This is a genomic window from Mucilaginibacter gossypiicola (assembly GCF_900110105.1).
GTDB classification, from domain to species: Bacteria; Bacteroidota; Bacteroidia; order Sphingobacteriales; family Sphingobacteriaceae; genus Mucilaginibacter; species Mucilaginibacter gossypiicola.
Genome location: NZ_FOCL01000002.1, coordinates 160,952 through 181,924, shown reverse-complemented (window position 1 = coordinate 181,924; position 20,973 = coordinate 160,952). Strand labels below are relative to the sequence as shown.

General features: G+C 43.4%; 30 protein-coding genes. 8 read left to right on the top strand and 22 right to left on the bottom strand.

Features of this window, described 5'->3' with window-relative positions:
- Positions 1 to 12 precede the first annotated feature (12 nt).
- Positions 13 to 546, top strand: coding sequence for a hypothetical protein (locus BMX50_RS05930; protein WP_091209101.1), 534 nt, complete (start codon positions 13 to 15; stop codon positions 544 to 546).
- Between the two features lie 205 nt (positions 547 to 751).
- Here the strand turns inward: BMX50_RS05930 and BMX50_RS35040 are convergent, their stop codons facing one another.
- From BMX50_RS35040 to BMX50_RS05880, 12 genes are all read right to left on the bottom strand, one after another.
- Positions 752 to 982, bottom strand: coding sequence for a macro domain-containing protein (locus tag BMX50_RS35040; protein ID WP_262494030.1), 231 nt, complete (start codon positions 980 to 982; stop codon positions 752 to 754).
- Between the two features lie 11 nt (positions 983 to 993).
- Positions 994 to 1,203: a macro domain-containing protein gene (locus BMX50_RS35035; RefSeq protein WP_091209095.1), complete on the bottom strand. Its 210-nt coding sequence runs from the start codon at positions 1,201 to 1,203 to the stop codon at positions 994 to 996.
- Positions 1,204 to 1,310: 107 nt separating this feature from the next.
- A complete protein-coding gene (locus BMX50_RS34455; RefSeq protein ID WP_167667824.1) occupies positions 1,311 to 1,451 on the bottom strand; it encodes a hypothetical protein in 141 nt (46 codons plus the stop codon).
- Positions 1,452 to 1,455: 4 nt separating this feature from the next.
- Positions 1,456 to 2,280 (bottom strand): PRTRC system ThiF family protein, encoded by an 825-nt coding sequence (locus tag BMX50_RS05915; RefSeq protein ID WP_091209092.1) that lies wholly within the window; start codon positions 2,278 to 2,280, stop codon positions 1,456 to 1,458.
- Positions 2,277 to 3,026: a hypothetical protein gene (locus tag BMX50_RS05910; protein WP_091209090.1), complete on the bottom strand. Its 750-nt coding sequence runs from the start codon at positions 3,024 to 3,026 to the stop codon at positions 2,277 to 2,279. Before BMX50_RS05910 ends, BMX50_RS05915 begins: the two co-directional genes overlap by 4 nt.
- Positions 3,027 to 3,034: 8 nt before the next feature.
- Positions 3,035 to 3,901, bottom strand: coding sequence for a hypothetical protein (locus tag BMX50_RS05905; RefSeq protein ID WP_091209087.1), 867 nt, complete (start codon positions 3,899 to 3,901; stop codon positions 3,035 to 3,037).
- Positions 3,902 to 4,014: 113 nt separating this feature from the next.
- Positions 4,015 to 4,188, bottom strand: a complete 174-nt coding sequence (locus tag BMX50_RS34450) for a hypothetical protein (protein WP_167667823.1) — start codon at positions 4,186 to 4,188, stop codon at positions 4,015 to 4,017.
- A 2-nt stretch (positions 4,189 to 4,190) separates the two neighbouring features.
- The gene (locus BMX50_RS05900; protein ID WP_244280872.1) at positions 4,191 to 4,406 is read right to left on the bottom strand and encodes a PRTRC system protein C; all 216 of its coding nucleotides are present in this window, start codon (positions 4,404 to 4,406) and stop codon (positions 4,191 to 4,193) included.
- 9 nt (positions 4,407 to 4,415) lie between these two features.
- The gene (locus BMX50_RS05895) at positions 4,416 to 5,039 is read right to left on the bottom strand and encodes a PRTRC system protein E (RefSeq protein WP_091209081.1); all 624 of its coding nucleotides are present in this window, start codon (positions 5,037 to 5,039) and stop codon (positions 4,416 to 4,418) included.
- The gene (locus BMX50_RS05890) at positions 5,020 to 5,265 is read right to left on the bottom strand and encodes a hypothetical protein (RefSeq protein ID WP_091209078.1); all 246 of its coding nucleotides are present in this window, start codon (positions 5,263 to 5,265) and stop codon (positions 5,020 to 5,022) included. Before BMX50_RS05890 ends, BMX50_RS05895 begins: the two co-directional genes overlap by 20 nt.
- Positions 5,266 to 5,269: 4 nt before the next feature.
- Positions 5,270 to 5,635 carry a hypothetical protein gene (locus BMX50_RS05885; RefSeq protein ID WP_143065096.1) on the bottom strand — a complete coding sequence of 122 codons (366 nt, stop codon included), beginning with the start codon at positions 5,633 to 5,635 and terminating at the stop codon, positions 5,270 to 5,272.
- Positions 5,636 to 5,715: 80 nt separating this feature from the next.
- Positions 5,716 to 6,114 carry a single-stranded DNA-binding protein gene (locus BMX50_RS05880; RefSeq protein WP_091209072.1) on the bottom strand — a complete coding sequence of 133 codons (399 nt, stop codon included), beginning with the start codon at positions 6,112 to 6,114 and terminating at the stop codon, positions 5,716 to 5,718.
- Positions 6,115 to 6,990: 876 nt separating this feature from the next.
- Here BMX50_RS05880 and BMX50_RS34445 point away from each other — a divergent pair.
- A complete protein-coding gene (locus BMX50_RS34445; RefSeq protein WP_167667822.1) occupies positions 6,991 to 7,623 on the top strand; it encodes a sensor histidine kinase in 633 nt (210 codons plus the stop codon).
- Positions 7,598 to 8,302: a LytR/AlgR family response regulator transcription factor gene (locus BMX50_RS05870; RefSeq protein WP_091209068.1), complete on the top strand. Its 705-nt coding sequence runs from the start codon at positions 7,598 to 7,600 to the stop codon at positions 8,300 to 8,302. The genes BMX50_RS34445 and BMX50_RS05870 overlap by 26 nt, the downstream gene beginning before the upstream one ends.
- 63 nt (positions 8,303 to 8,365) lie before the next feature.
- Here the strand turns inward: BMX50_RS05870 and BMX50_RS05865 are convergent, their stop codons facing one another.
- Together BMX50_RS05865 and BMX50_RS05860 are read right to left on the bottom strand one after the other, a co-directional pair.
- A complete protein-coding gene (locus BMX50_RS05865) occupies positions 8,366 to 9,148 on the bottom strand; it encodes a hypothetical protein (RefSeq protein WP_091209066.1) in 783 nt (260 codons plus the stop codon).
- Positions 9,149 to 9,482: 334 nt separating this feature from the next.
- Positions 9,483 to 9,839 (bottom strand): winged helix-turn-helix transcriptional regulator, encoded by a 357-nt coding sequence (locus BMX50_RS05860; protein ID WP_091209063.1) that lies wholly within the window; start codon positions 9,837 to 9,839, stop codon positions 9,483 to 9,485.
- Between the two features lie 115 nt (positions 9,840 to 9,954).
- Here BMX50_RS05860 and BMX50_RS05855 point away from each other — a divergent pair, with 115 nt between their 5' ends.
- Positions 9,955 to 10,953, top strand: a complete 999-nt coding sequence (locus BMX50_RS05855; RefSeq protein ID WP_091209061.1) for an MBL fold metallo-hydrolase — start codon at positions 9,955 to 9,957, stop codon at positions 10,951 to 10,953.
- An 86-nt stretch (positions 10,954 to 11,039) separates the two neighbouring features.
- Entirely contained in the window at positions 11,040 to 11,408 is a 369-nt protein-coding gene (locus tag BMX50_RS05850; RefSeq protein WP_091209058.1) for a YybH family protein, read from the top strand.
- A 137-nt stretch (positions 11,409 to 11,545) separates the two neighbouring features.
- On the opposite strand, the gene BMX50_RS05845 is transcribed toward BMX50_RS05850, so the two are convergent.
- From BMX50_RS05845 to BMX50_RS05830, 4 genes are all read right to left on the bottom strand, one after another.
- Complete coding sequence (locus tag BMX50_RS05845) at positions 11,546 to 12,073, bottom strand: DUF892 family protein (protein WP_091209055.1); 528 nt, start codon at positions 12,071 to 12,073, stop codon at positions 11,546 to 11,548.
- A 20-nt stretch (positions 12,074 to 12,093) separates the two neighbouring features.
- Positions 12,094 to 12,456: a response regulator gene (locus BMX50_RS05840; RefSeq protein WP_091209052.1), complete on the bottom strand. Its 363-nt coding sequence runs from the start codon at positions 12,454 to 12,456 to the stop codon at positions 12,094 to 12,096.
- A 308-nt stretch (positions 12,457 to 12,764) separates the two neighbouring features.
- Positions 12,765 to 13,331: a Crp/Fnr family transcriptional regulator gene (locus BMX50_RS05835; RefSeq protein ID WP_091209050.1), complete on the bottom strand. Its 567-nt coding sequence runs from the start codon at positions 13,329 to 13,331 to the stop codon at positions 12,765 to 12,767.
- Positions 13,332 to 13,484: 153 nt separating this feature from the next.
- The gene (locus tag BMX50_RS05830) at positions 13,485 to 13,844 is read right to left on the bottom strand and encodes a winged helix-turn-helix transcriptional regulator (RefSeq protein ID WP_091209047.1); all 360 of its coding nucleotides are present in this window, start codon (positions 13,842 to 13,844) and stop codon (positions 13,485 to 13,487) included.
- A 105-nt stretch (positions 13,845 to 13,949) separates the two neighbouring features.
- Between BMX50_RS05830 and BMX50_RS05825 the strand changes: the two genes are divergently transcribed.
- The 3 genes from BMX50_RS05825 (at position 13,950) to BMX50_RS05815 (ending at position 15,964) form a co-directional block, all read left to right on the top strand.
- On the top strand, positions 13,950 to 14,306 hold the full coding sequence (locus tag BMX50_RS05825) for a hypothetical protein (protein ID WP_091209044.1): 357 nt from the start codon (positions 13,950 to 13,952) through the stop codon (positions 14,304 to 14,306).
- Positions 14,307 to 14,450: 144 nt separating this feature from the next.
- Positions 14,451 to 15,257 carry a PhzF family phenazine biosynthesis protein gene (locus BMX50_RS05820; RefSeq protein WP_091209041.1) on the top strand — a complete coding sequence of 269 codons (807 nt, stop codon included), beginning with the start codon at positions 14,451 to 14,453 and terminating at the stop codon, positions 15,255 to 15,257.
- Between the two features lie 98 nt (positions 15,258 to 15,355).
- Positions 15,356 to 15,964 (top strand): Crp/Fnr family transcriptional regulator, encoded by a 609-nt coding sequence (locus BMX50_RS05815; RefSeq protein ID WP_091209040.1) that lies wholly within the window; start codon positions 15,356 to 15,358, stop codon positions 15,962 to 15,964.
- Positions 15,965 to 16,116: 152 nt separating this feature from the next.
- On the opposite strand, the gene BMX50_RS05810 is transcribed toward BMX50_RS05815, so the two are convergent.
- The 4 genes from BMX50_RS05810 to BMX50_RS05795 all read right to left on the bottom strand — a co-directional run bounded on the left by BMX50_RS05810 (position 16,117) and on the right by BMX50_RS05795 (position 20,928).
- Positions 16,117 to 16,656, bottom strand: coding sequence for a dihydrofolate reductase family protein (locus BMX50_RS05810; RefSeq protein ID WP_091209037.1), 540 nt, complete (start codon positions 16,654 to 16,656; stop codon positions 16,117 to 16,119).
- An 11-nt stretch (positions 16,657 to 16,667) separates the two neighbouring features.
- Positions 16,668 to 17,060: a VOC family protein gene (locus tag BMX50_RS05805; protein ID WP_091209035.1), complete on the bottom strand. Its 393-nt coding sequence runs from the start codon at positions 17,058 to 17,060 to the stop codon at positions 16,668 to 16,670.
- A 290-nt stretch (positions 17,061 to 17,350) separates the two neighbouring features.
- Entirely contained in the window at positions 17,351 to 19,858 is a 2,508-nt protein-coding gene (uvrA, locus tag BMX50_RS05800) for an excinuclease ABC subunit UvrA (protein ID WP_091209032.1), read from the bottom strand.
- Positions 19,858 to 20,928, bottom strand: a complete 1,071-nt coding sequence (locus BMX50_RS05795; RefSeq protein WP_091209029.1) for an L-dopachrome tautomerase-related protein — start codon at positions 20,926 to 20,928, stop codon at positions 19,858 to 19,860. The genes uvrA and BMX50_RS05795 overlap by 1 nt, the downstream gene beginning before the upstream one ends.
- Positions 20,929 to 20,973: the final 45 nt, after the last annotated feature.

Here is a 20,973-nt window from a genome sequence, read left to right as displayed (position 1 = left end):
TACCTTATCTATATGAAAACCAATAGAAGCCTCGCGAAGTTTTTATCACGTAACAAAACTCCAATCTCCATATACGCCGCCGCAATTGCAATTACGTTAATCGTTCCATTCTTATTTAATGGTAATTTCTTAGCATCACAGCTAGGTGTCATTACATTATCTACATCATTATTTCTAGGCTATTTAAATTACCAGCATACGCAGGACCGGCTATTTAAAGACCTCTTTAAAGAATTTAACGAGCGTTATAATGCTTTAAGCGATCAGTTTCCACGACTGGAAAAGGAATATACCCCCGAAGTGAAATTATCCGATATTGGGGATGATGATTTAAAACTTATCATTAGTTACCTCAATCTTTGCGCTGAGGAATATTTTTGGTTTCACAGGGGCAGGTTAGACATTGGCGCATGGGAAAGCTGGAAATCGGGAATGAGTACATGGGCAAAGCTGCCTGTTGTCCGGGTAGTTTTTGAAGATGAAGTTGCCACCTGGACAACAGCCTATTATGCAGATTTTAACGAGTTTTTCAAGGAACTTCTTTAAAATCCATATGCATATTATCCCCTGTAATAAAAATTCAACGCAGTTCGATCATAACCGGCTTGTATTTCGCGGGAAAGCAACGTAGCGGCAGCGGATTGATTTCATGGGAAAGTCAAGCAACCATTTCAAGCCGGGGTCGCCTGTTTCGATTGGAATGAGAAAGTGGCGGCCCGGCGCGCGGTATTTTCGACGGAGATATACGACCTTACAACGGCTCGTACACCCTGATATCATGGCTTAGGTTACCCAATTTATCTTCAATGAGCGGTTTAACCTTTTCCCAATCCAACCCGCCGTTACCGCAGCCGGGGGCAGGCATCGCAACCGAGCTAACATCGTTTTCTAATAAATAAGTTTTCAATGCCTCCAAACCCTGACTGACATAACTGTATTCTGAGGGTAATCGCCAATGGGTCTTAGTAGGAAAATTGATGATTGTTTTTTGACCTAATAAAAGTTTACGTCCTGAACAACCAGTAATCTTCCGATAGCAAGTTGTTTGGCTGCAAAGGCATTACGATAAACCAAATAGTTATGCGGAAACGCATTTTTAAAAGCAAGGGCAATGCCCTTACCCATGACGCCGACTGTATTGACGGTATTTATCAAACAGTCGGCATCATCCTTTAATAAATCTCCTTTGTGATAAGTGAGCATCAGTTTTCCGATTTGAACGTGAATATAATTTATTGTGGCTTGATTTCATTGGTGTTATTGCTATTAGCCTGTAGGCTTGTTGCCAATAACTTCTGATAGATGTCCTCCTAATAAGCTTGCTGCCTATCATCAAAATCGGAAAAGCGGGGATCGGTATGTCGGTAATGGCGGTAATCATCAGCCTGTAACAAGGCCAGTTGCAGGTTTTCCACCGTAATGATTTTGCCTTCTGTGTCTGTGATTTTCATTTGACTATGCAGCTATTTTCAGTGGTTGCGCCCTATATTCTTTCAAGTTTAGAAAAAGAGCATCATTGAAAATAATACCCTCACGGAACATCTGCCAAATAAGGGAAGACCCGAAATTGACCAGTGTGGAATTAATGAACAGGTCTTGCTTGGCCAGTGCTTCGGCAATCGAGCAACTTGGCGTGTCGTCGGTCATTTCAGACTGTAACAACAGGTCTTTGAATTTTTCGGTGACAAAAGGCAGGTTGCCTACAGGAGCGAATTGCTTTGAGGTCGGTTGCTTAATTTCTCCGACAGTTGACAGCACCACCTGCCCTGTGTCTTTGCTGTTTCCAAAATCCATCCAATAAAGCGGTTTGTCACGGTGTCCCCCTGAATTTTTCTTATAGATATTGAGGATTTCGGCAATCTCAAAACGGGCTTTCACCGTGTCTACGCAGGAAATGGTAATCGGTGCCATACCTTGAGCAATAGAGCAGTATTGCTTATCATACTTTTCAGTTTCGGCTTTCCAGTTAAGGCCAAAAAAACGGTTAACGCGGTTAATCAAGGCTACTGATTTATACTGGCCGAGTTCTGCAGTGGTGAATAATTGCCTTGCCAAATTCGCGGTTTGAACCCTATCATCGTCAAATAGGGTTACCACAAAACCGGGATGGTTCAGGCCGTTCAATGCCTGGCTCATTCTTGCCAGTGATGTAAGCATTTGGCTGCCCGTACCACCTGCGCCTATCAGGTTAATACTAATGGGATTGTATGGCTGTAACAATTCTTTATGCACAATGTGAACAGCTGTAAGCGGGGCTGTATTAATAATTTTCTTTTTCATTTGATAAGGCTTTTTAATTGGAGATTGTAATGTTTATTCAGTAGTTCGGTCGGGAATGGCCTGCCTGTAGCAACCTGTTGCTGCCAAAGCGAAACTAAATCCACCTGCGCCCCGCTATGGTTGCCAATGGTGTGGCTAAAATAGCTGCCGAAAAAGTAGGTTTCCCATTTGCTGATAAAATCCTCTAAACGGGTAAAGCGGTCGATAGCTATCCGAACTGTTCCCATGCACACGTTACCGCTATCATAAATATTGAAGTACGGCGCATGATAAAGAGACGTATTGGCGTTTGGTTTTGATTTTCCTTTCAGGGCGTAAACATTCAGGCTGTTTTTACTGGCTTTCCATACCATTGCCGGAATGTGTGCCTCGCCAGTTGGTATTTGTAAACCATCTACAAAAAACAAATTGACCACCATCGGTGGCGTGTACCAAATCACATAACCCTCGGCTTGTGCATCAAGGTATAATACGTTGACAGGCAATAAACCCTTTGGTTTAAGGTAATTGCTTTTCAGTTCCTCGGTACTTTGAAATAGCTTGCTTAACGTCACCATTTCGGCAATGCTCAACGGGTGGGCATTTACCGGCTGTCCCCGTTTTCCAATGTCATAGCTTTCTACATAAGCCTCATTTTTATTGGTTTCATAACCGTAGTTATCTTTTTCAGTGGCTTGATTTTGGTATATCAGTAGCGCTTTAACTGGCGCAAACTGGTTGTTAAATTGTTCGCTAACATTCGTCATGGTTAGTTTTATTTATAATTATCGTATTGGTTCAAAAAAGTACATAGCCTATCCAAAAGCGGGAAAAAACGGCTCTCAAAACCAAAGCATTCCTGTTCTATGAGGTTGGGATTATCAAACAAAACCACATCAATTGGTTCATCGGTAATCCCCATTTCCTGAAAACTGCAATCAATCATGGACATAACCGTTTCAATCACCATATCATCGCCACTCCAATAAAAGCTGATATATTCATCCGCTTTAATCCGCTCATTGACTTCGGCGTAATACAGATCGGGACGTATTGAATCAAATATGCTTCGGTTCGGATATGCCTTATACAATTGCACAAATTCAATGGCCAGTATCGCCAGATCGTTATCCCTTACCTCGGCATTGGCATAGTTCAGCACGGTATCTTCCATTCGTTCGAGCCTGTCTTTTTCATCCATTAACCTGCCCAATTTTATCCCTGAATTTTGGAGCATGGACAGTTCTTCCAACTGTTCCTCCTTATAAGCTGTTTCTTCTGCATCATCCTCATAAATTTCGTCGTTTATCATATCTTCCACATAGCGATACTGGTCGGCTAAAAATGTATTATAATCGGAATACATCGGAATCTGTACTACCTGGTATAGATAGGCAAAAATGGCGGTGACAACATCGGCAACGGGTTGCTGCCTAACATCAGACACCCATTTCCATAAGGGTTTTACAGGGATATAGTATAATGTCCTGCCCGTATCAAATTGATTAATAGTTGCTAAAACGGCTTCGTGCGCTTCATCTTTCAGGATAATGCAATCCAGTTTTTTGTTGATGGCTTTTACACGTTCATTGGTAATCTGCCATGACTGGTAGATATTTTGCGGGAACGATAGTCCGCTCACATCAGGTATTTGCAGGTCATAGTGTTTACAAATGTTTTCTAAAGAGCGGAAATATTCCGTTTCCGCTCTTTCTGTGTTGCCGTCAAATAACCAAAAAGGTTTGAATGTATGGTTTAGAAAACCATTACCACCATTGCGGGGGGCGCGCTTCTTAACGGGTTGCGCTGCATTTCTCCTGCATCGGGTAGTCGGTTTAGTTTTGCTGCGTAATTGCCGAACTGTGCATAAATTCTCCATAAGTCACTATCCTTATCAACTTTTACTTTGGTGATTATTTTATTTTTCATGTTTAGCCTTTCGTTCCCATTGTGGTTTCAAAATGGAACTGCATTTCGTCGTCCTTAAATTCGGGGCCTCGTATTTTGGCGGTGGTTAGTATGGGGTAAATACTGGCGTAAAAATTCCGAACGTCCTCTTTGGTAAGGTGTATGCCGGGGTCTGCCAATCGCACTTCCTGACCGTTATTTTTATGCAGGAATACTCTGCTGATAGTTGTAATTTCCATGATAGTATTTTAGGCTAAATCATTTATGAATGCTTCGTATCTGTCTTTATGCTTTTGCAGTTCCGCGCCTTTTGCGTTGATTTCCTCTGCTTTTTCCAAGTAGTCGGCACAGGTTTGCAACAGACTGATTGCCTCGTCATATTTAAATACTTTGCTTAATTCCGCCACTTGCTCTAATACGGTAGCGTAGCGTTTTTTCTTTTCTGCCAGTATCTTTTGCTCGTTTTCTTGCACAGAGAACAGGTTTTCAGTTTCATCCTGTTCATCATCGTCGTCGGTATCGGTTGCTGATGCGGTTGTGGTCTTGGCTTTGTTTGCTTTATTCTTTTTATCCAGTTCGGCTTTTGAATTTTCGGCAGCTTTTTTCAGACTTTGCTGATAGGCATCCATGTTTGCGAAAAGGCTTGCAGTTTGTTTAACGGGAGCAGCAATCGCTCCAAAAAAACCCTCACCCAATTCCGCAGGATTGCCTTTTAGAATCATTGGCGGTATGACATTTCCTGCGGTGTCAGCTGTGGCGTTTGGCAGGTAAACAGAAACGGTTAATAATCCCTCGGCATCTTTAATGAGATTGAGGTTTAATGCGCCCTGAAATTCAAGGGCGGTGATATGTTCAAAAAAGTTCGTTTGCATGATATTTTGGTTTCTTGTCTTTTAAAATTTTAGTTCCTTTTCCTTTTTTATAGTAGTCTTTATACCCGTTGCTTTCAATGACCGCCCGCAGCATTATCTCGGCGTGCCTAATTGCAAAAGCATCTTCCGCACTGACAAACAACAGGTTGGTGTCTTGGAAAAAGCGCAGGGTGTTCGCTATCACTTTGATGGCTTTTCGCTCTGTTTTATTGGTTAACTGGCTCATGTGCTTAATATTCTAAATTGATACACTGTTCTTTGGTAGCGTTCAGCAGCCGTTGCAGATAGTCCTTAAACTCGCCACGTTCAATAATTCGGCTGAAAGTGAAACTTTCAAAGGCGTAATCGTCCTTGATGGTGAGCCATTCGTCACCACCGTCTATCTGATTGATAAAGCATAGGTTTTTGAAGTGGAAACCTTGCCCGAGGCACCAATTGCCTTGCTTTAAACCCGCTTCCAATTCAGCAGCGGTTGCGCACCTCACTAACATATATTTGTCAAATGCAGGGTCATGGGCTTCTCTTATCCACCTGTTTTTTTTCCCGATGGCTTCCCATTTGTCTAGCAGGTGTTTGGCATCAAAATCATTTTTCATGATGAGCAATGTTTTTGTGATAACTATATTGATGAATTTGGAAGTAACCCACACTCTGCGTACAGGGTGGGGTATTTGTATTAGAATGGCAAATCATCATCTTCCTCGCCACCCGCAACCGCCTTTTTCGATTGCGCCTTTTTTTCTTCTGTTTTGTCAGCAGCCTTTGCGGTGGTGTTGCCAAACAGCTTAACAGTATCAACCGAGCAAACCAGATCAGCCTGTACTTTGCCATCACGGTTTTCCCATGTTTGTGCTTCAACCCATCCTGAAATTTCAACAATAGCGCCTTTCGTGAGGTACACGGCCAAACCGGGGTTTACCCAGTATGAGCAGTTTACAAATGCGGTCTTTTCCTTTTTTTCACCCGCTTTGGTTTTGTAGCGTTGGTTCAGGGCTACGGTAAAATTGGTTACTTGTTTGTCGCCTGAAACTGTCCTTGTTTGAGCGTCTGCGGTAATTCTTCCTGTGAATAACATAATTTTTGTTCTTTAATAAATGAATAAATCTGTTTTGCTTTCCTTATCTCGCTTTGCTTTTCTTGATAATTTTTAAAAGAAAAAGGGAAAAAAGAAAGCCATAGGAAGTGCCGGCTCATAGCCAAAAGGAAACGGAATAAGTCCCGGAGGGTGGGTTGGTGAGGAACGCGCCAAGCCATTATGCCGTAGTCTATTGGCGTACTCCAAAAAAAGAATACGGCAAGACCTTAGCTGCGCTTTTTACCCGTTTCGACTAAAAATAATAATGAATACCTCCAATGAACCAATGCTGTGCGACTGTAAGCTATGATGTAAGCGCTATTAAATCTCCGATATAGATAAAATTGGAAAGAATGAATAGTATAATAAGATTCTCGATACATTTCGTTTAAATATTCTGCCAACGCATTGAATAAAAAAAAATGCGACTTAACTTTTATTTATTTTCGGGTATCTTAAGTAAACGTGGTATTAATATTAAAAAAAGGTCTGACCTGGAAATTACAGCTTTTAGTTTGGATCATAATTTTCATATCCTCCTTTATCTCAAATCTTCAGTACGACTCCGTAGCAGAATCGCTGAGTGACGCGGCTATGCTGGTATTTTTCTACCCGATCATTCTTTATACAAACGCTTACATTTTATTGCCCAGGTTTTATTACCAACATAAAATATTCAAATACGTGTGTTGGGTTTTTGTATTGCTGCTAACTACGATCATTATCAGGGTCATTGCAGTCAATGCAGTTTTTAACGCCTTCTTTGCGGTAAAACGGGTGCCATTATCGGTTAACCTTTTTATTTACACGTCGTTTAGTTTCATTGTAATTTTCATATTCAGCATCATTTTTCGCCTGGCGATAGATTACTATCAATTGAATGCGCGTCATGCTGAAATTAAGATCGAGCAGGTTCAAACAGAGTTACAAATGCTGAAACATCAGGTTCAGCCTCATTTTCTATTCAACACGCTGAACAATATTTATTACATTATTCAAAATGAAGCTCCTCAATCTGCGGTTCTGATCGCGCGGCTATCTTCCATTATTCGCTATTTTATCGAAGAAAGCCGGAAAGAAAAAGTATTTCTAATTGATGAGATTACTTTATTAAAAAGCTATATGGAATTGGAGAGCATTCGTTTACGTTATGCTATGCAGATCGACTTCACTGTAATCGGTGAAATAGAAGATGTGCTGATACCACCACTTTTGTTATTGCCAATGACAGAAAATATTTTTAAACATGGTATAGACCGACGAAGGGAAGATAATATGGCACAAATCAACCTGACTGTCAATGACGGCAACCTGTATTTTAGCACGCGCAATAAGATTCACCGAATTCTTGGTGAAAAAGAAAGCACCCAAACCGGTATTCAAAACCTGCGCAAACGCCTAACATTATATTATGGTGACAACTATGATCTTAATTTCAAATCCGAAAACGATATTTTCCTTGTAGAACTTATGATTCCAATTTATGAAAATCAGTTGCATTATTATTGACGATGAGCCAAATGCGTTGAAATTGTTAGCGAGCTACATAGAGAAAGCTCCCACGCTATTTCTTATGGGGCAATTTTTTGATGCGCTTGAAGCGATGGAATTTTTGAAAGGCCAGCAGGTGGACGTTATCTTCACGGATATAAACATGCCAATGATCTCCGGTTTGCAGCTTGCATCCTGCCTACCCAAGCGACAGAAATTTATTTTTACGACAGCCTATGCCGAATACGCGCTTGACAGTTTTAATTATCAAGTGGTAGACTATTTATTAAAGCCCATTGAATTCGAACGTTTTTTGGAGGCGGTAGATAAGGTTACTGCCCCGCATGGTAGTCATTCCGATAAAACTAATCGGCAGGGAGAGCGAGAACATATTTTTGTTAAGAGCAGCGGTAAGTTATTAAAAATCTACTTGGCGGATATCAGGTATATCCGGGGAGAGCGGGAATATGTGGGATTATATATGGGAGAAAGCAGACATTTAGTTTATAAACGCATGAAAGAAATAGAGCTGCTGCTACCGGATAATTTTAAGCGGATACACCTATCATACATCATTAACACCCTGCACATCCAGGAAATTTCATCCGGTGAAGTTGTAATAGCAGGGATATCATTGCCGATTGGCAGCACCTACCGTGAAGCATTTAACCGATATTTAAATAACCTAACCATATAACCGGTTAGTAATTTCCCCGGCAATATGGCTGGTTAAAAAAATAGGAACGCATGATTTAGCTACTTAATCTGCCATTTGATTCAGTAAAATATATTGGCGTTGACTGGCATTAAGGTTTACATTCTCGGCTGTGAGTGTCACCGGCCTTGTGACCAAAAGTTCATCACTAATAATAATGCCCCTCCGTATAATCGCATAACCCACCCAGTGGTTATCACCCGGATTAATGTTTACGCGTATGCGCTTTCCGTCTAACAAGATCTCAGTTTCCGCGTGATCACCGGCAAAAGCACCGGTACCATTGCCCTCGCGCCGCAGCTTTACTGTAGCGTTGACTGGATCAATGCTCATTACCGTTACTGTTTCTTTTCCAGGCCCTCCAAGTTCCCAGGGTTGTGCAATGTTCAATTCCCAGCTATCACCCTTTTTGAGATGGGCCGGAGGATCGCCCCATAGAAACGGATTGTAGGCTAAACCGCTTCCATCGGTATTGAGATACGGTTTATCGTTATAAATCAATGTTCTGCCTCCGTCGGTGATGCCCGATTTGCTGTGGTCCACCGGACGTCCATCATAAAGAAATTCAGCATCAAAAGTGGTTTTCTTTTCATCAACGGATGACACCTGATAAATTCCGGTACCGCTTATACGAACTACAACTGGTTGGAATTTGTCACTTGTTAGCGCGATCGTTCGTGAAAATATTGTCCCGTATTTTTCGCCGATCTTAAATTCAGGTGTGAGATAGGCACTCCCTGAATTTAATGCTGTAGAGGATGCCTTTTGAGCGTAGGTTGATTGAATCAGCATGAAAACTGCCGCGATTCCTGTAATTAATTTTTTCATTTTCTGGTATTAATGTTTAAGATTTAATTGACTCCATTCAAGTTTGAATAAAATTTTTAAATCTATTTTTACAAATCAACCAACTAAGGAATTCAGTCAACCAAAAGGGCAATTATTTCAATCTAAACATTTGCTTAACTTCTACACCAGTGGCATATGAGCTTCAATACCGTTTTGGCTATAGCAATATAGGCAAGACATAAATAGATGCAGGTTCGGAAGAGGACGAAATGAGCGGGAATTAATCGCCTCCGCATACATCGCTAAAAGGTCCAAGGATGAGTCAACGACCGGAAAATTGAAAATTTTAAAATACGAGGATAATTCAATGCACTTAAACGCATTCTATTTTTTTAACGATGTTTTTTTTGTCCATTTGCTTACTTCCCCATGCTTCCAGATAGTTAATAAATGGTATCAGTTCCCTGCCGATATCCGTTAGGGAATATTCAACCTTCGGAGGCACTTCATGGTATACTTTTCGGCTGACTAACTCGTCTTCCTCTAACTCCCGCAATGTTTGCGTCATCATTTTGGGGGTAATATCAGGAAGCATCTTTCGCAACTGACCATATCGTAATACCTCATGCGTGTTTAAGTACCATACGATACGGCCTTTATACTTGCCACCTATCCTTTGAAAAGAATAGTCAACTGCACAAATGGGATCATTGAAGCGTTTTAATGTCATAATATCATTTTTATTTGCTGATTATCAGCTTGGTATACTATTGGTATGTAGGTTACTAAAAAGTGCATTATTGCGATAAAGATAATAAGGAAATATTTTTGGTCAAAAAGCTATTATGAAACGAAGACAACTGTTAAAAGCTACGGGATTGCTGACCATAGCCGCTGGTCTCCCAACTTTTGCCAGCGCAACCGCAGGCGCCCGCGCCTGGACTCAAAACAACGGAGCAGGCCATATGAAATTCAAAGCTGGAGATTTAGAAATGATGATCGTTACGGACGGCCATATACTGATCAAGCCGGCACAACCAATTATCGCCCCGGGCATAGGCAATGAATTGCTCGCTACAGCTCTTGCTTCCCAGTTCCTGCCGAATGACGAAATTGATGCGGCTATCAATGTATTGGTGATTTTCAAAGAAGGAAAAACTATCCTTATAGATGCCGGCAGCGGATCAGGGCTGGGCCCCAATTCGGGCCGTTTGCTCCAGAATTTGATCGCGGTTGGCATTCACCCGGATAGCATTACAGACATATTAATCACGCACCTGCATATAGATCATATTGGTGGATTGTTCGACAACAACGGCGACTTTGTTTATAAAAATGCATCTTACACCTTAGCCCGATTGGAACACGATTTCTGGATGTCTAAAAATCCTGATTTTTCGCAAAGTAAAAATACCGTGTCGAGCGAGCCATCTGTCAGTCTCGCCAAAAAGACAATCAAATCTATTAACCACAAACTCGCTTTATTTGAATTTGGAGAGGTCTTATTCGGGTGCATAAAAACTGAATTAGCCGAAGGTCATACTCCCGGTCACCCTTGTTTAACGATATTTTCAGGCGACCACGAGCTCAAACATATCGTAGACCTGGTTCATACGTCCTTATTGATTTCGCACCCGGAGTGGGGAACACAATGGGATACTAACTTTAATAAAGCCGTCGCTACAAGACAAAGGATACTGAAACAATTGGCTGCAAGCAAGGCACCCGTTATCTCTTGTCACTTACCATGGCCAGGCCTGGGTTACATTGTTGCTGATTATAAGCAGGATTATGACTGGAAACCGATGTCATTTTCGACACCGCAGTTATATGAAGCGAGCTAGTTAACAACCCTTAACGTTTTTTGACCTAGGTCAAACCGCCCTTGGTTCGGCAACCTTAATTTTACCAAAACAAATTAAACAAGCAAATGACAAAGGAAAATAGTGCCCAAACAATTGCCGAAGATTTTAACCAATCCTATGAACGAGCCTGGAATGCGGGCATCAATCAGTTATTGGATCTATATGCGGAGGAAAGCATTCTGGTAGGGTATTCTACGGTACAAGGAAAAACAGGTATCGCTGAACTTCTAAGCGGAATCATTGATCAGGGATGGTCACGCATCAGCATCAAAACAACACATGCGAAATTTGAAGGACAAGTAGTTTTGGTAGTAAATGAATATACCGCCATCGGAACGGGGGAAAAAGCGGGTGAGACATTAAATGCCAGATCCAGTCATGTATTATCGAAAGTCGGTGATAAATGGCTAACGGTGATGCATAGCGCAATGTAACCGCAGTTATATATGCAAAATTTAATCACCGTTTGAACTTCTACATTCGGTGGCTAATTTTCAATAACATTTTATAGTACCTCACAATTACACCTTTTAATTTAATGTCACACTTAATTGAATAATCAATATGGACATTATTTGGTAATGTACTTTGCCGCTATTAACAGAAGGAGTGTACGGTCGGCTTTTGCTTCATCGTAATTTTCTCTTAGCAACTGCTTTACCTGTTTGTTTTTAATCTTTACCGCCGCCATTTGCAACACTTGGAATGACGCCATCTCTACGCTTTCGATGTTTTGCAGATAAAAAATAATTGACATATCCCGCAGTTCGGCTTCACCCCTCTGTTCCTTTATAGCCTCGAAAGCATCATCTACCAGGCCTGTTAACCCATTAATACTGCCTTTTGAAATTGGCGCATCAAGCAATTCATAAATGACCTCCATTCTGGCCATTTGCTTTTCAACATCATCAACAGTCTCCTGAATGGCCAATTGTAAGTCGTTGAAAGACACTTCGTTCTTAAGTTGAGGTAGCCATTTAACTAGGTGGGCCTTGGCAAAATAGATCCGGTTAAGGTGATTAACGAAGAACATTTTTAGTTTTTCTGACCCTAATTTGATATGTTTTGGTGATCGCGATTTTTCTGGTTGATCTGACATCTGCCTGTGCTTTTACACAACTAAGATATAAAATCTTTTACATGAGATAACAGGTGAAAAATATCAAACGGTTTGGCAACGTATGCATCAGCACCACATTCCTGAGCCAACATGGCCAAATCAGTTTCGGCAGAGATCAGCAATACGGGCAGGTGCCTGGTTGCTAATTGAGATTTGATTTCCTTGCATATCTCAGGACCACTTTTAGCAGATCCGACGATACGCACATCCAGTAATACGATATCCGGCTGAATGACCCGGATATGTTCAGCCGCCTCCCCAGTATTTGACAATACGATATCATATCCGTTTTCCTGAAATACGATATTCAATATCTCCAGGATATCCTCATCATCATCGATTACCAATACACGTTTTCCCATTTGTCCCCAGTTGTTCAAATGTTATACAAATAACAGTCCAATCAATAATAAAAGCCCGAATATGATTAATAAAAAGTAGTTTAGGTTAATTCGATAATTATCAGGCACATATCCGATTTTTACAAATCACCTATTCTCCATACAATGTGTAGGAATCAAAAGAATATAGACAGTCAAAGGTGGCAGACATGAGAGTGATACACATAATAAGTAAAGTGTACTCAAAGCCTAAATTTGATAGACATAGAAGCTAATTGTGTTACGCTTAGAGGCGGGGCATTCAAAGATGTTCCTAACAACTGTCCCTTCTATTTTGACTTCAAACGGCTTAGCGTTTCTTCTCTAATGTCAAGATATGAAGCCAGTATACGATTAGACAGGCGCTGATAATAGTGCGGATGTTCTTTGAGTAAATTATCAAATCGCTGTTTTGCGGAAACTGTTGTAAGGGCTGCAATCTTATCGTTTTGAAATTGATAAGCAATTTCCAGCAGCCTTACATAAAACCGGGCCCACGCGGGGACCTCGTCGACTAGCTGGTAAAAATCACTCCGACTGATGACGCAAACTTCAGAATCTTCCAGCGTATCTACATATTCTATTGACGGCTTTTGCGAAATAAAACTAGGTATGGAGGTGACCAGGGACTCCTCGAATCCTACGTACCTTGTTTTTTCCATATCGTTCCTGCTGTAATAATAGGTCCTGATGCTTCCCTTGCAAACAAAATAAACATCCCTGGCAATATCTCCGGCTGAAAGCAGGATGGTATTTTTAGGAATAGCTTTAAAGGTGAAACGATCCATGATGGCGTTCAACTGCTCAGTATCGATAGGCAGATTTTTTTCTAAATAGGACTTTAGTCGTTCCTTCATAACTTGTAAATTAAAAGTCTCACATTCTTCGAAAAGAGCACCAGCTTGTGTTATTCAAAAGCTGAAACAAACTTAAGATTACAAAATGATACTGATAAACAACAATGTACCCAGGTGGTTTCAACTGCTATAGGACAGGAATAGCGTATGAAGCTAGGAGGGAAATGAGTTTAGGATAAGCCTTCGGTGCCCGACGCTCCATAAGATCATTGTCTGTGCAACAGGCGCAAAAGTTTCGCCATGCGCGGTGATCCGGTATTCTACAGTCACAGGGTTCGTAGCATGAACGATGCGAGTGATCAATTGGTTCATCTCCATCGTCTTTAACTCCTTTGAGAGCATTTTAGCAGAAATGCCTATAATGTCGTTCCGCATTTGTGTGAAAAAGACCGGCTTATGCTTATTGATGGAAAGATAAAGGATGATCTGGATTTTCCATTTGCCACTCCAAAGATCCCCGAAATCCTGCATTGACAGGAATAGTTCTTTACAATCCGTGCTGGTGTGTTCCATGGTTTTCTAAGATTATCCGGGTGTACGATAGGTTACCGGGTTAACAAGAGGTAACCTGGGCGAATATACAATTACCTTATTTTAATTTTGAAAGAAAAAATGCTAATGACCCTTCAACACCTTGCAACTATACTGAATGTAATTGCCGGAATCTTTTTTTTGCTGACCGGCCTTTTAAAAATATGGGGCAACAATTTATCATTTTGGAAATGGGCCAAAGCGAGCTACCTGAAGCATCACCCGGTTTGGGTCTATTATGCCTCAGGGGTCATTGAATTGCTGGCGGGACCCGGCCTGCTCATAAAGCAATTCCGGTTCGGTTCATCCCTCTTGCTTATCCTGATGATCGTTTTATTGACTGTGCACCCGCGAAAGCATAAAGAAAGTTTAAAAGGCCTTTGGTCGGCCCTGATTACGATTTCGCTCCTTAGTTTCATCGCTTACATGGCTTACTTATCTTGAGTTTCTTATTCCTTTAAACTTACATAAACACCCTTTCAGGATACAAGTCGCTAATGTCAATCTAATAGTAGCTTTACCTGACCACAAATTGAACGAGCACATACACCGGCAAAATATAAAACCTATTAATTCAAGCTATTCAAAATGTCAAGCATATACACCGTAGATTCATTTACTTCCGCACCCTTCAAAGGCAACCCGGCCGGCGTATACATTAGCCGCCACGAGCTTTCGACCGAAGCGATGCAGGACATCGCCAAGGAAATTAATTATTCGGAGACCGCGTTCGTTACTTACGGAGATAATCCGCAGGAGTTTAACCTGCGCTGGTTTAGCCCATCAACGGAAGTTGACATATGCGGCCATGGTACCTTGGCGGCTGCTAAGGTCATCTATGAGACCGGCCTGGCTGACATCAAATCACCCTTGATTTTCCATACGAAAAGCGGGGAATTATCCGCGGCGCTAAGCGACGATGGGATCCGGCTGGATTTCCCGGCAAATTTCATTAACGCGGCTATAAGTGATTCCGTTATTGAAAAGTTTGCCGATACGCAACCCTTATTCGTAGGCACAGATCGCAGCTGGTGCCTGATTGAACTGGAAAATGATGAACAAGTAAGAAAAATCCGACCGGATTTTGAACTGCTGAAGACACATACGCAGCAACTATTCATCTTCACAGCGAAGTCGGGCGATCCGCAATATGATTTTGTAACCAGGTGCTTTGGTCCTGCCATTGGCGTTAATGAAGACCCGGTCACCGGTTCAGCGCATTGCTACCTGGCTACCTACTGGGGCGGGAAATTGAAAAAGAAAAAAATGAAAGGCTTTCAGGCATCCGAAAGAACCGGTAGTATTGTATGTGAATGGATCGGTAATCGTGTTCATCTTTTTGGTGAAGCGGTAATCGTATTTGAACTGAAGTTTTTCAATGACATTAAGCTATAAACTATCAAATGCGCTTCTGCTTTTATGCCGCCTAAGCTGAGGCGGCCCATATGATAAGTCAGCTATCTATTACATCAGCATAAATTAATTTCAATACGATGAAACAAGAATTACCAAAATGGTTTGAGCAGCTTCATAAAAGATACCCAATAGTCAATGATCACGAATGGCGGTTACTTGACCAAATGTCTACTATCAAAAGAATTAAAAAAGGGGAAGCGTTTTTAAAGCATGGAAAGGTGGCAAGACATTCGGCGTTTGTCATTTCAGGAGTGTTCAAATATGCTATTTTAGATGAAAGTGGAAATGAAAAAATTATAAAATTCGGTTTCCCAAATGATCTCCTGGCCAACTGTGAAAGTTATAAAAAGCGGGCCCTTTCTGCTGTCAGCATTGTAGCGCTGGAAGATGCGCTGATCTTAAAAATAAATCTAAAAAGGCTGCAGCCATTTTACGAACAGCGCAATAGTCTTCTGCATGTGAATTTACAGTTGTACGAGGAATTGACAGAACAACAATCCGAACATCAATACATTTTATCCTTAAAAAGCCCGGTCAAGCGCTATCAGTATTTACTGGAACGCCGGCCAATGATCATACAAAAGATATCGCTTACCAATATCGCAAGGTATCTATACCTAAGCAGGGAGGCGGTTAGTAGAGCTCGCTTGCAGTTGGTAAAGTTACGGGGCAGCTTTTGTGATTGAAATTCTGCCAATCATTTTGGCTGCTAGGCGTTGTCATGCAAATTGATCTAGAGCATCATTAGATATTTCCGGATGTTCCATCAAGCTCGTCTGTCGCAAAGACAGGATCGTGAAACGTGAACATTCTTTCATTAAAACTATTACGCCTTCCTTTATTTTTTCTGGTAATGTAGTGCGATAACGCCCGATTTGAATTGCCGGGTTCCCGCCAGATCAAAATTTGTTTTTACCTCCAATTGATTAAACAAATGCTGGCCATCACCGATCAATACCGGATGAACCACTAAACGCAATTCATCGATCAGTCCAGCGTTGAGCATTTGCGGCAATAAGGTCGTGCTGCTCAGGGCGATCGTTTGGCCGGGTTGTTGTTTTAGTTCACGGATAAGTCCTTCGGGATCTTCGCGGACGATCCGGGCATCGGCGGTCGCCAATGTGCGTGACAGAACAATTTTGGGTATCGGCGTCATGGCTTCGGCAAAAGCGACGTCTTCGGGGCTGCCGTCTTTGCTTTTGGCCAGGTCGGGCCAGAAGGGCACCATGAGCTCATAGGTCTTGCGGCCATAGACAATCACGCCGGTTTCCTTCATCAGGTCGGTGAAATAATACATCAGTTCAGCATCGGGCGCCGCAAAGGTGTGATCGTAGCAGCCGTCAATGCTGGTATTCATCGCAAAGAGTACTTTTCTCATTTTTATGGTTTTTATTCTTGGTTCAATAACATCCAGGAAACGCCGAACCGGTCACGCAGCATAGCGAAGCGGTTTGCCCAGGGTGTTTGCGCCAGGGGCATGAAGATTTCGCCGTCCTGATTTAGTATCGCGTAGACTTCCTCCGCTTTTTCGGCGGTCTCCAGGTTAAGTGTCAGATAGGCGCTGCGCATGTTTTCCGCGCCGGGTATATCCGCTCCCCGGACGGTGGTACCGCCGATTTCGATGACCGCATGCAAAATGGGTTCAGCCCATTCCTTTGGAAAGTTGGGTGGCGCTTGCTCATGCACGGTCATCAGCGTGATCTTACCGCCGAGCTGCTGCGCGTAAAAATTAAACGCCTGCTCACAGTTGCCGGGAAAATTGAGATAGATGTCGAGTTTCATAACCTAAAATTGGGTTTTTTCAGGAAATATCGGAAGGGGCAATTGAGACGATTTGGGGGTTAAATTGCGACATAGTTATATCAAAAATATCGAGAGCATCGAGGGTGTTTCGTTTGAGACCATGCTGCTGGTTACAGCAAAATTTGACGAACCGGAGATACAGCAGGCAGCAGCAGCTGGATCTTATGAAGCCAGGCAAGCCGAGGTCTTATTCAGCCAGATGATCGAAAACTATTTGTAGTCCAGGCCGGTTTGTTTGGGCCGGTCTGTCATAAAAGTTAATTTTAGCTTTAAATATATTTGACCAGGTATGGGCCCGTACGACTTCGTTTTACTTTAACGATGTCTGTCGGAACACCGGCGGCAACTATTTTGCCGCCATCCTCACCCGCACCTGGGCCAATATCGATTACCCAGTCGCTTTCCGCGATCACGTGCATGTCATGTTCTACCAATATCACCGTATTTCCGGCGTCGACCAGGCGATTCAATTGGAGCATTAACCGTTCCACATCCGATGGATGTAAGCCGGTGGTCGGTTCATCCAGGACGTACAAGGTTTGCCCATGCTGGGCGCGTTGCAGTTCGGTTGCCAGCTTAATACGCTGGGCTTCACCGCCCGAAAGTTCGGTGGCGGGCTGTCCCAACCGCAGGTAACCCAAACCAACTTCCCTCACCACTTCCAGCGCGCGGCTGACGGCAGCATCCTCATCGAAAAAGTTGGCCGCTTCGTCTACAGTCATGGAGAGCACTTCGGCGATGTTCTTGTCCTTGTATTGAATTTCCAGTGTTTTGGGATTGTAGCGCGTGCCGCCGCAGGTTGGGCAGGGTGTGTACACACTGGGCAGAAATAATAATTCGACCATGACCATGCCTTCACCCTCGCAATGCGGGCAGCGACCTTTTACCACGTTAAACGAAAAACGCCCGGCATCATATTTCCGAGATTTCGCCAAAGGAGTAGCGGCGAAGAGTTTGCGCACATGATCAAAGAGACCGGTATAAGTGGCAAGGTTGGATCGCGGTGTCCGACCGATCGGTTTTTGATCGACAACGACCATCCGTTTGATGTTTTTCATACCGGCGGTGATCTGACCGCCCAAGGTCACGACCTCATCGTGTTCCAGCGGATCGGCTTCGTTATCGCCGGATATATCTACCTGTAAACCTAATTGGTCGGCAACCAATTCTACTAATACCTGGCTGACCAACGTGCTTTTGCCAGAACCGGAAACACCAGTTACACTGGTCAAAACGCCTAAAGGAAAAGCTGCGTCCAGCTGGCTTAGGTTATTGCGGGTGACGCCCTCCAGTTTCAGCCAGCCTGTGGGTATCCTGGAATCGCTCGTTGGCTTAGGCATATCATTATAGATATAATGCCGGGTAAGCGAAGCCTCCACATTTTTCAAACCATCAGGTAAACCACTATACAAAATATGACCGCCTTTTTCTCCGGCTGCCGGGCCGACATCTACGATCCAGTCCGCATGACGGATCACATCGATCTCATGTTCGACGACGAAGAGCGAATTACCCGAGGCCTTGAGTTTATCCAGCGCGCGTAAGAGCGCTTCGGTATCTGCCGGGTGCAGTCCCGCCGACGGTTCATCCAGCACATACACCACCCCGAATAAATTAGAACGTACTTGTGTTGCCAGCCTCAATCTTTGCAATTCGCCGGGTGATAAAGTGGGTGTGCTTCTTTCTATGGTTAAATAACCTAAACCCAGGTCAAGCATCACCTGTACCCTGGCCAGGAAATCTTCGGCGATACGTTGGGCCACTACTACTTTTTCGGGATGCTTGGCTTCCAGTTTTTTGAGGGCAGGTGCGCTGCCCGTCGCGTAAGGCTCAAAAATAATGGCCAGCCTGTTCAGCGCCAGCCGCGATATTTCCGCAATATCGTAACCAGCAAACTTAATGGAAAGCGATTCCTGTCTTAGGCGTTTACCATGGCAAAGCGGGCATTCACTGCTCAGCATATATTGGCTTACCCGTTTTTTCATCAGTGCACTTTGGGTATTGGCGAAGGTATGGCGGACGTAGCGGCGCGCGCCGGTAAAGGTACCCATATAATCCGGCTGCCTTTTATTTTTGATGAAGCGCTGGATCTCTTCATGCGTATAACCAGAATATACCGGAACCACGGGCTGTTCTTCCGTGAACAGGATCCAGTCGCGGTCTTTTTTAGGGAGATCCTTCCAGGGGGTATCGATACTGATGCCCATTGTGGTCAGGATATCGCGCTGGTTCTGGCCCTGCCAGGCGGATGGCCAGGCGGCAATGGCTTTCTCGCGAATGGTTAGGGTATCGTCCGGCACCATCGTTTTTTCAGTGATCTCATAAACTTTACCCAAGCCATGGCATTCGGGGCAAGCACCCTCAGGTGTATTAGGCGAAAAAGATTCGGCATAAATGATGCCTTGTCCCTCCGGATAATCGCCGGCACGGGAATACAGCATGCGTAAGAGATTGGAAAGCGTGGTTACGCTGCCGACGGATGAGCGGGTTGATGTTCCGCCGCGCTGCTGCTGTAAAGCTACGGCCGGTGGTAAGCCTTCTATTTCATCTACCTCAGGGATCGCCATCTGATTGAATAACCGACGGGCGTAGGGCGAAACAGATTCCAGGTAACGTCGTTGCGCTTCGGCATATAAAGTGCCGAAGGCGAGTGATGACTTTCCGGAACCAGAAATACCGGTAAATACCACTAGGGCATCACGAGGTATTTCCAGGCTGATATTTTTGAGGTTATGCTCCCTTGCGCCCTTAACCTTAACGAATCCCCTAAATTCCATTATGGTAATTTTACCTTAAACACCATGTAGGGGCTGGTACGTTTATTCACGCCGTTATTGTAATCCGGCTGCTTGTGGATCTGAGACGTAGTAATATAAATAAAGCCGTCTTTGGAAATGCTGTAAGTATCCGGCCAGATCAGTTTACTGTCTTTAATCCATGTATGCGGTTTGAGGTCAGGCGTTACCTGCACCATACTGTAGGTCACTGGGTCACCTAAGTAAAGGTTTCCTTTGCTGTCAAACTCCATGCCGTCGGTATTGCTGACATTACCCAGGTCCTGAACCTGGCCGGCTAGTTGCTGCCCGCTCAGTGCCGGATTGTTTAATGCGGCAGTAGGAATCCGAAACAGCTTTTTATCCGTGATCGTTTTATAATATAAATAAGAGTGGTCCGGCGATAAGGCGATACCATCTGACTGAAACGCGACCGGCTGCCCCTGTTTTTTTAATTCATGGCCATCAATGATGAATTTCACATTCGGATCGGGATGAGTGGATTTATGCGCCTGTAGAACCTGCCTTGATTGCCCTGTCCTCAGGTCCAGCACCACAATACCACCGGTACCGGAATTGGTCAAATAGGCTATTTGCTTTTTGGTATCTACGCGAATATCGTTTAAATAGCTTTGATTATCTATGGTGCCGGGAAAGCGGTAAACCTTTTCGACCTTATTGGTCGCCAGGTCGAATCTGACTACTTTGGCGCTGTTGTTATAAACCTTGCCCAGTTTTGGAGCAGCCGGATCGACAATGTATAATTTGTCCTGGTCATCCACGTAAGCTGTTTGCACGCAAACCCATTTGTTCATACCATCCTGGCCCGGCGCCCAGGCATTGGTAGCGACGTCAGGATACGGAACAGGTTTACCGCCCACCACTTCCACCACGCCGTATTTATAGGTGTCAGACCAGCGCGGATAAGTAACGAACAAGCGGCCCTTTGCCGAAACGGCAATGCCGGTGAACTGGTAAGTATTGTCGCTGTAAACCGGTTGTAATTTGGTTTGTGCAAAAGCTGCTGTCGCGGCCAGCAGAAATATCGCAATTGTCAGTTTTAATGTTTTCATAGCGTAGACCTTATCCCTTTTCAACAGGCCCGCGAAATCATTGTT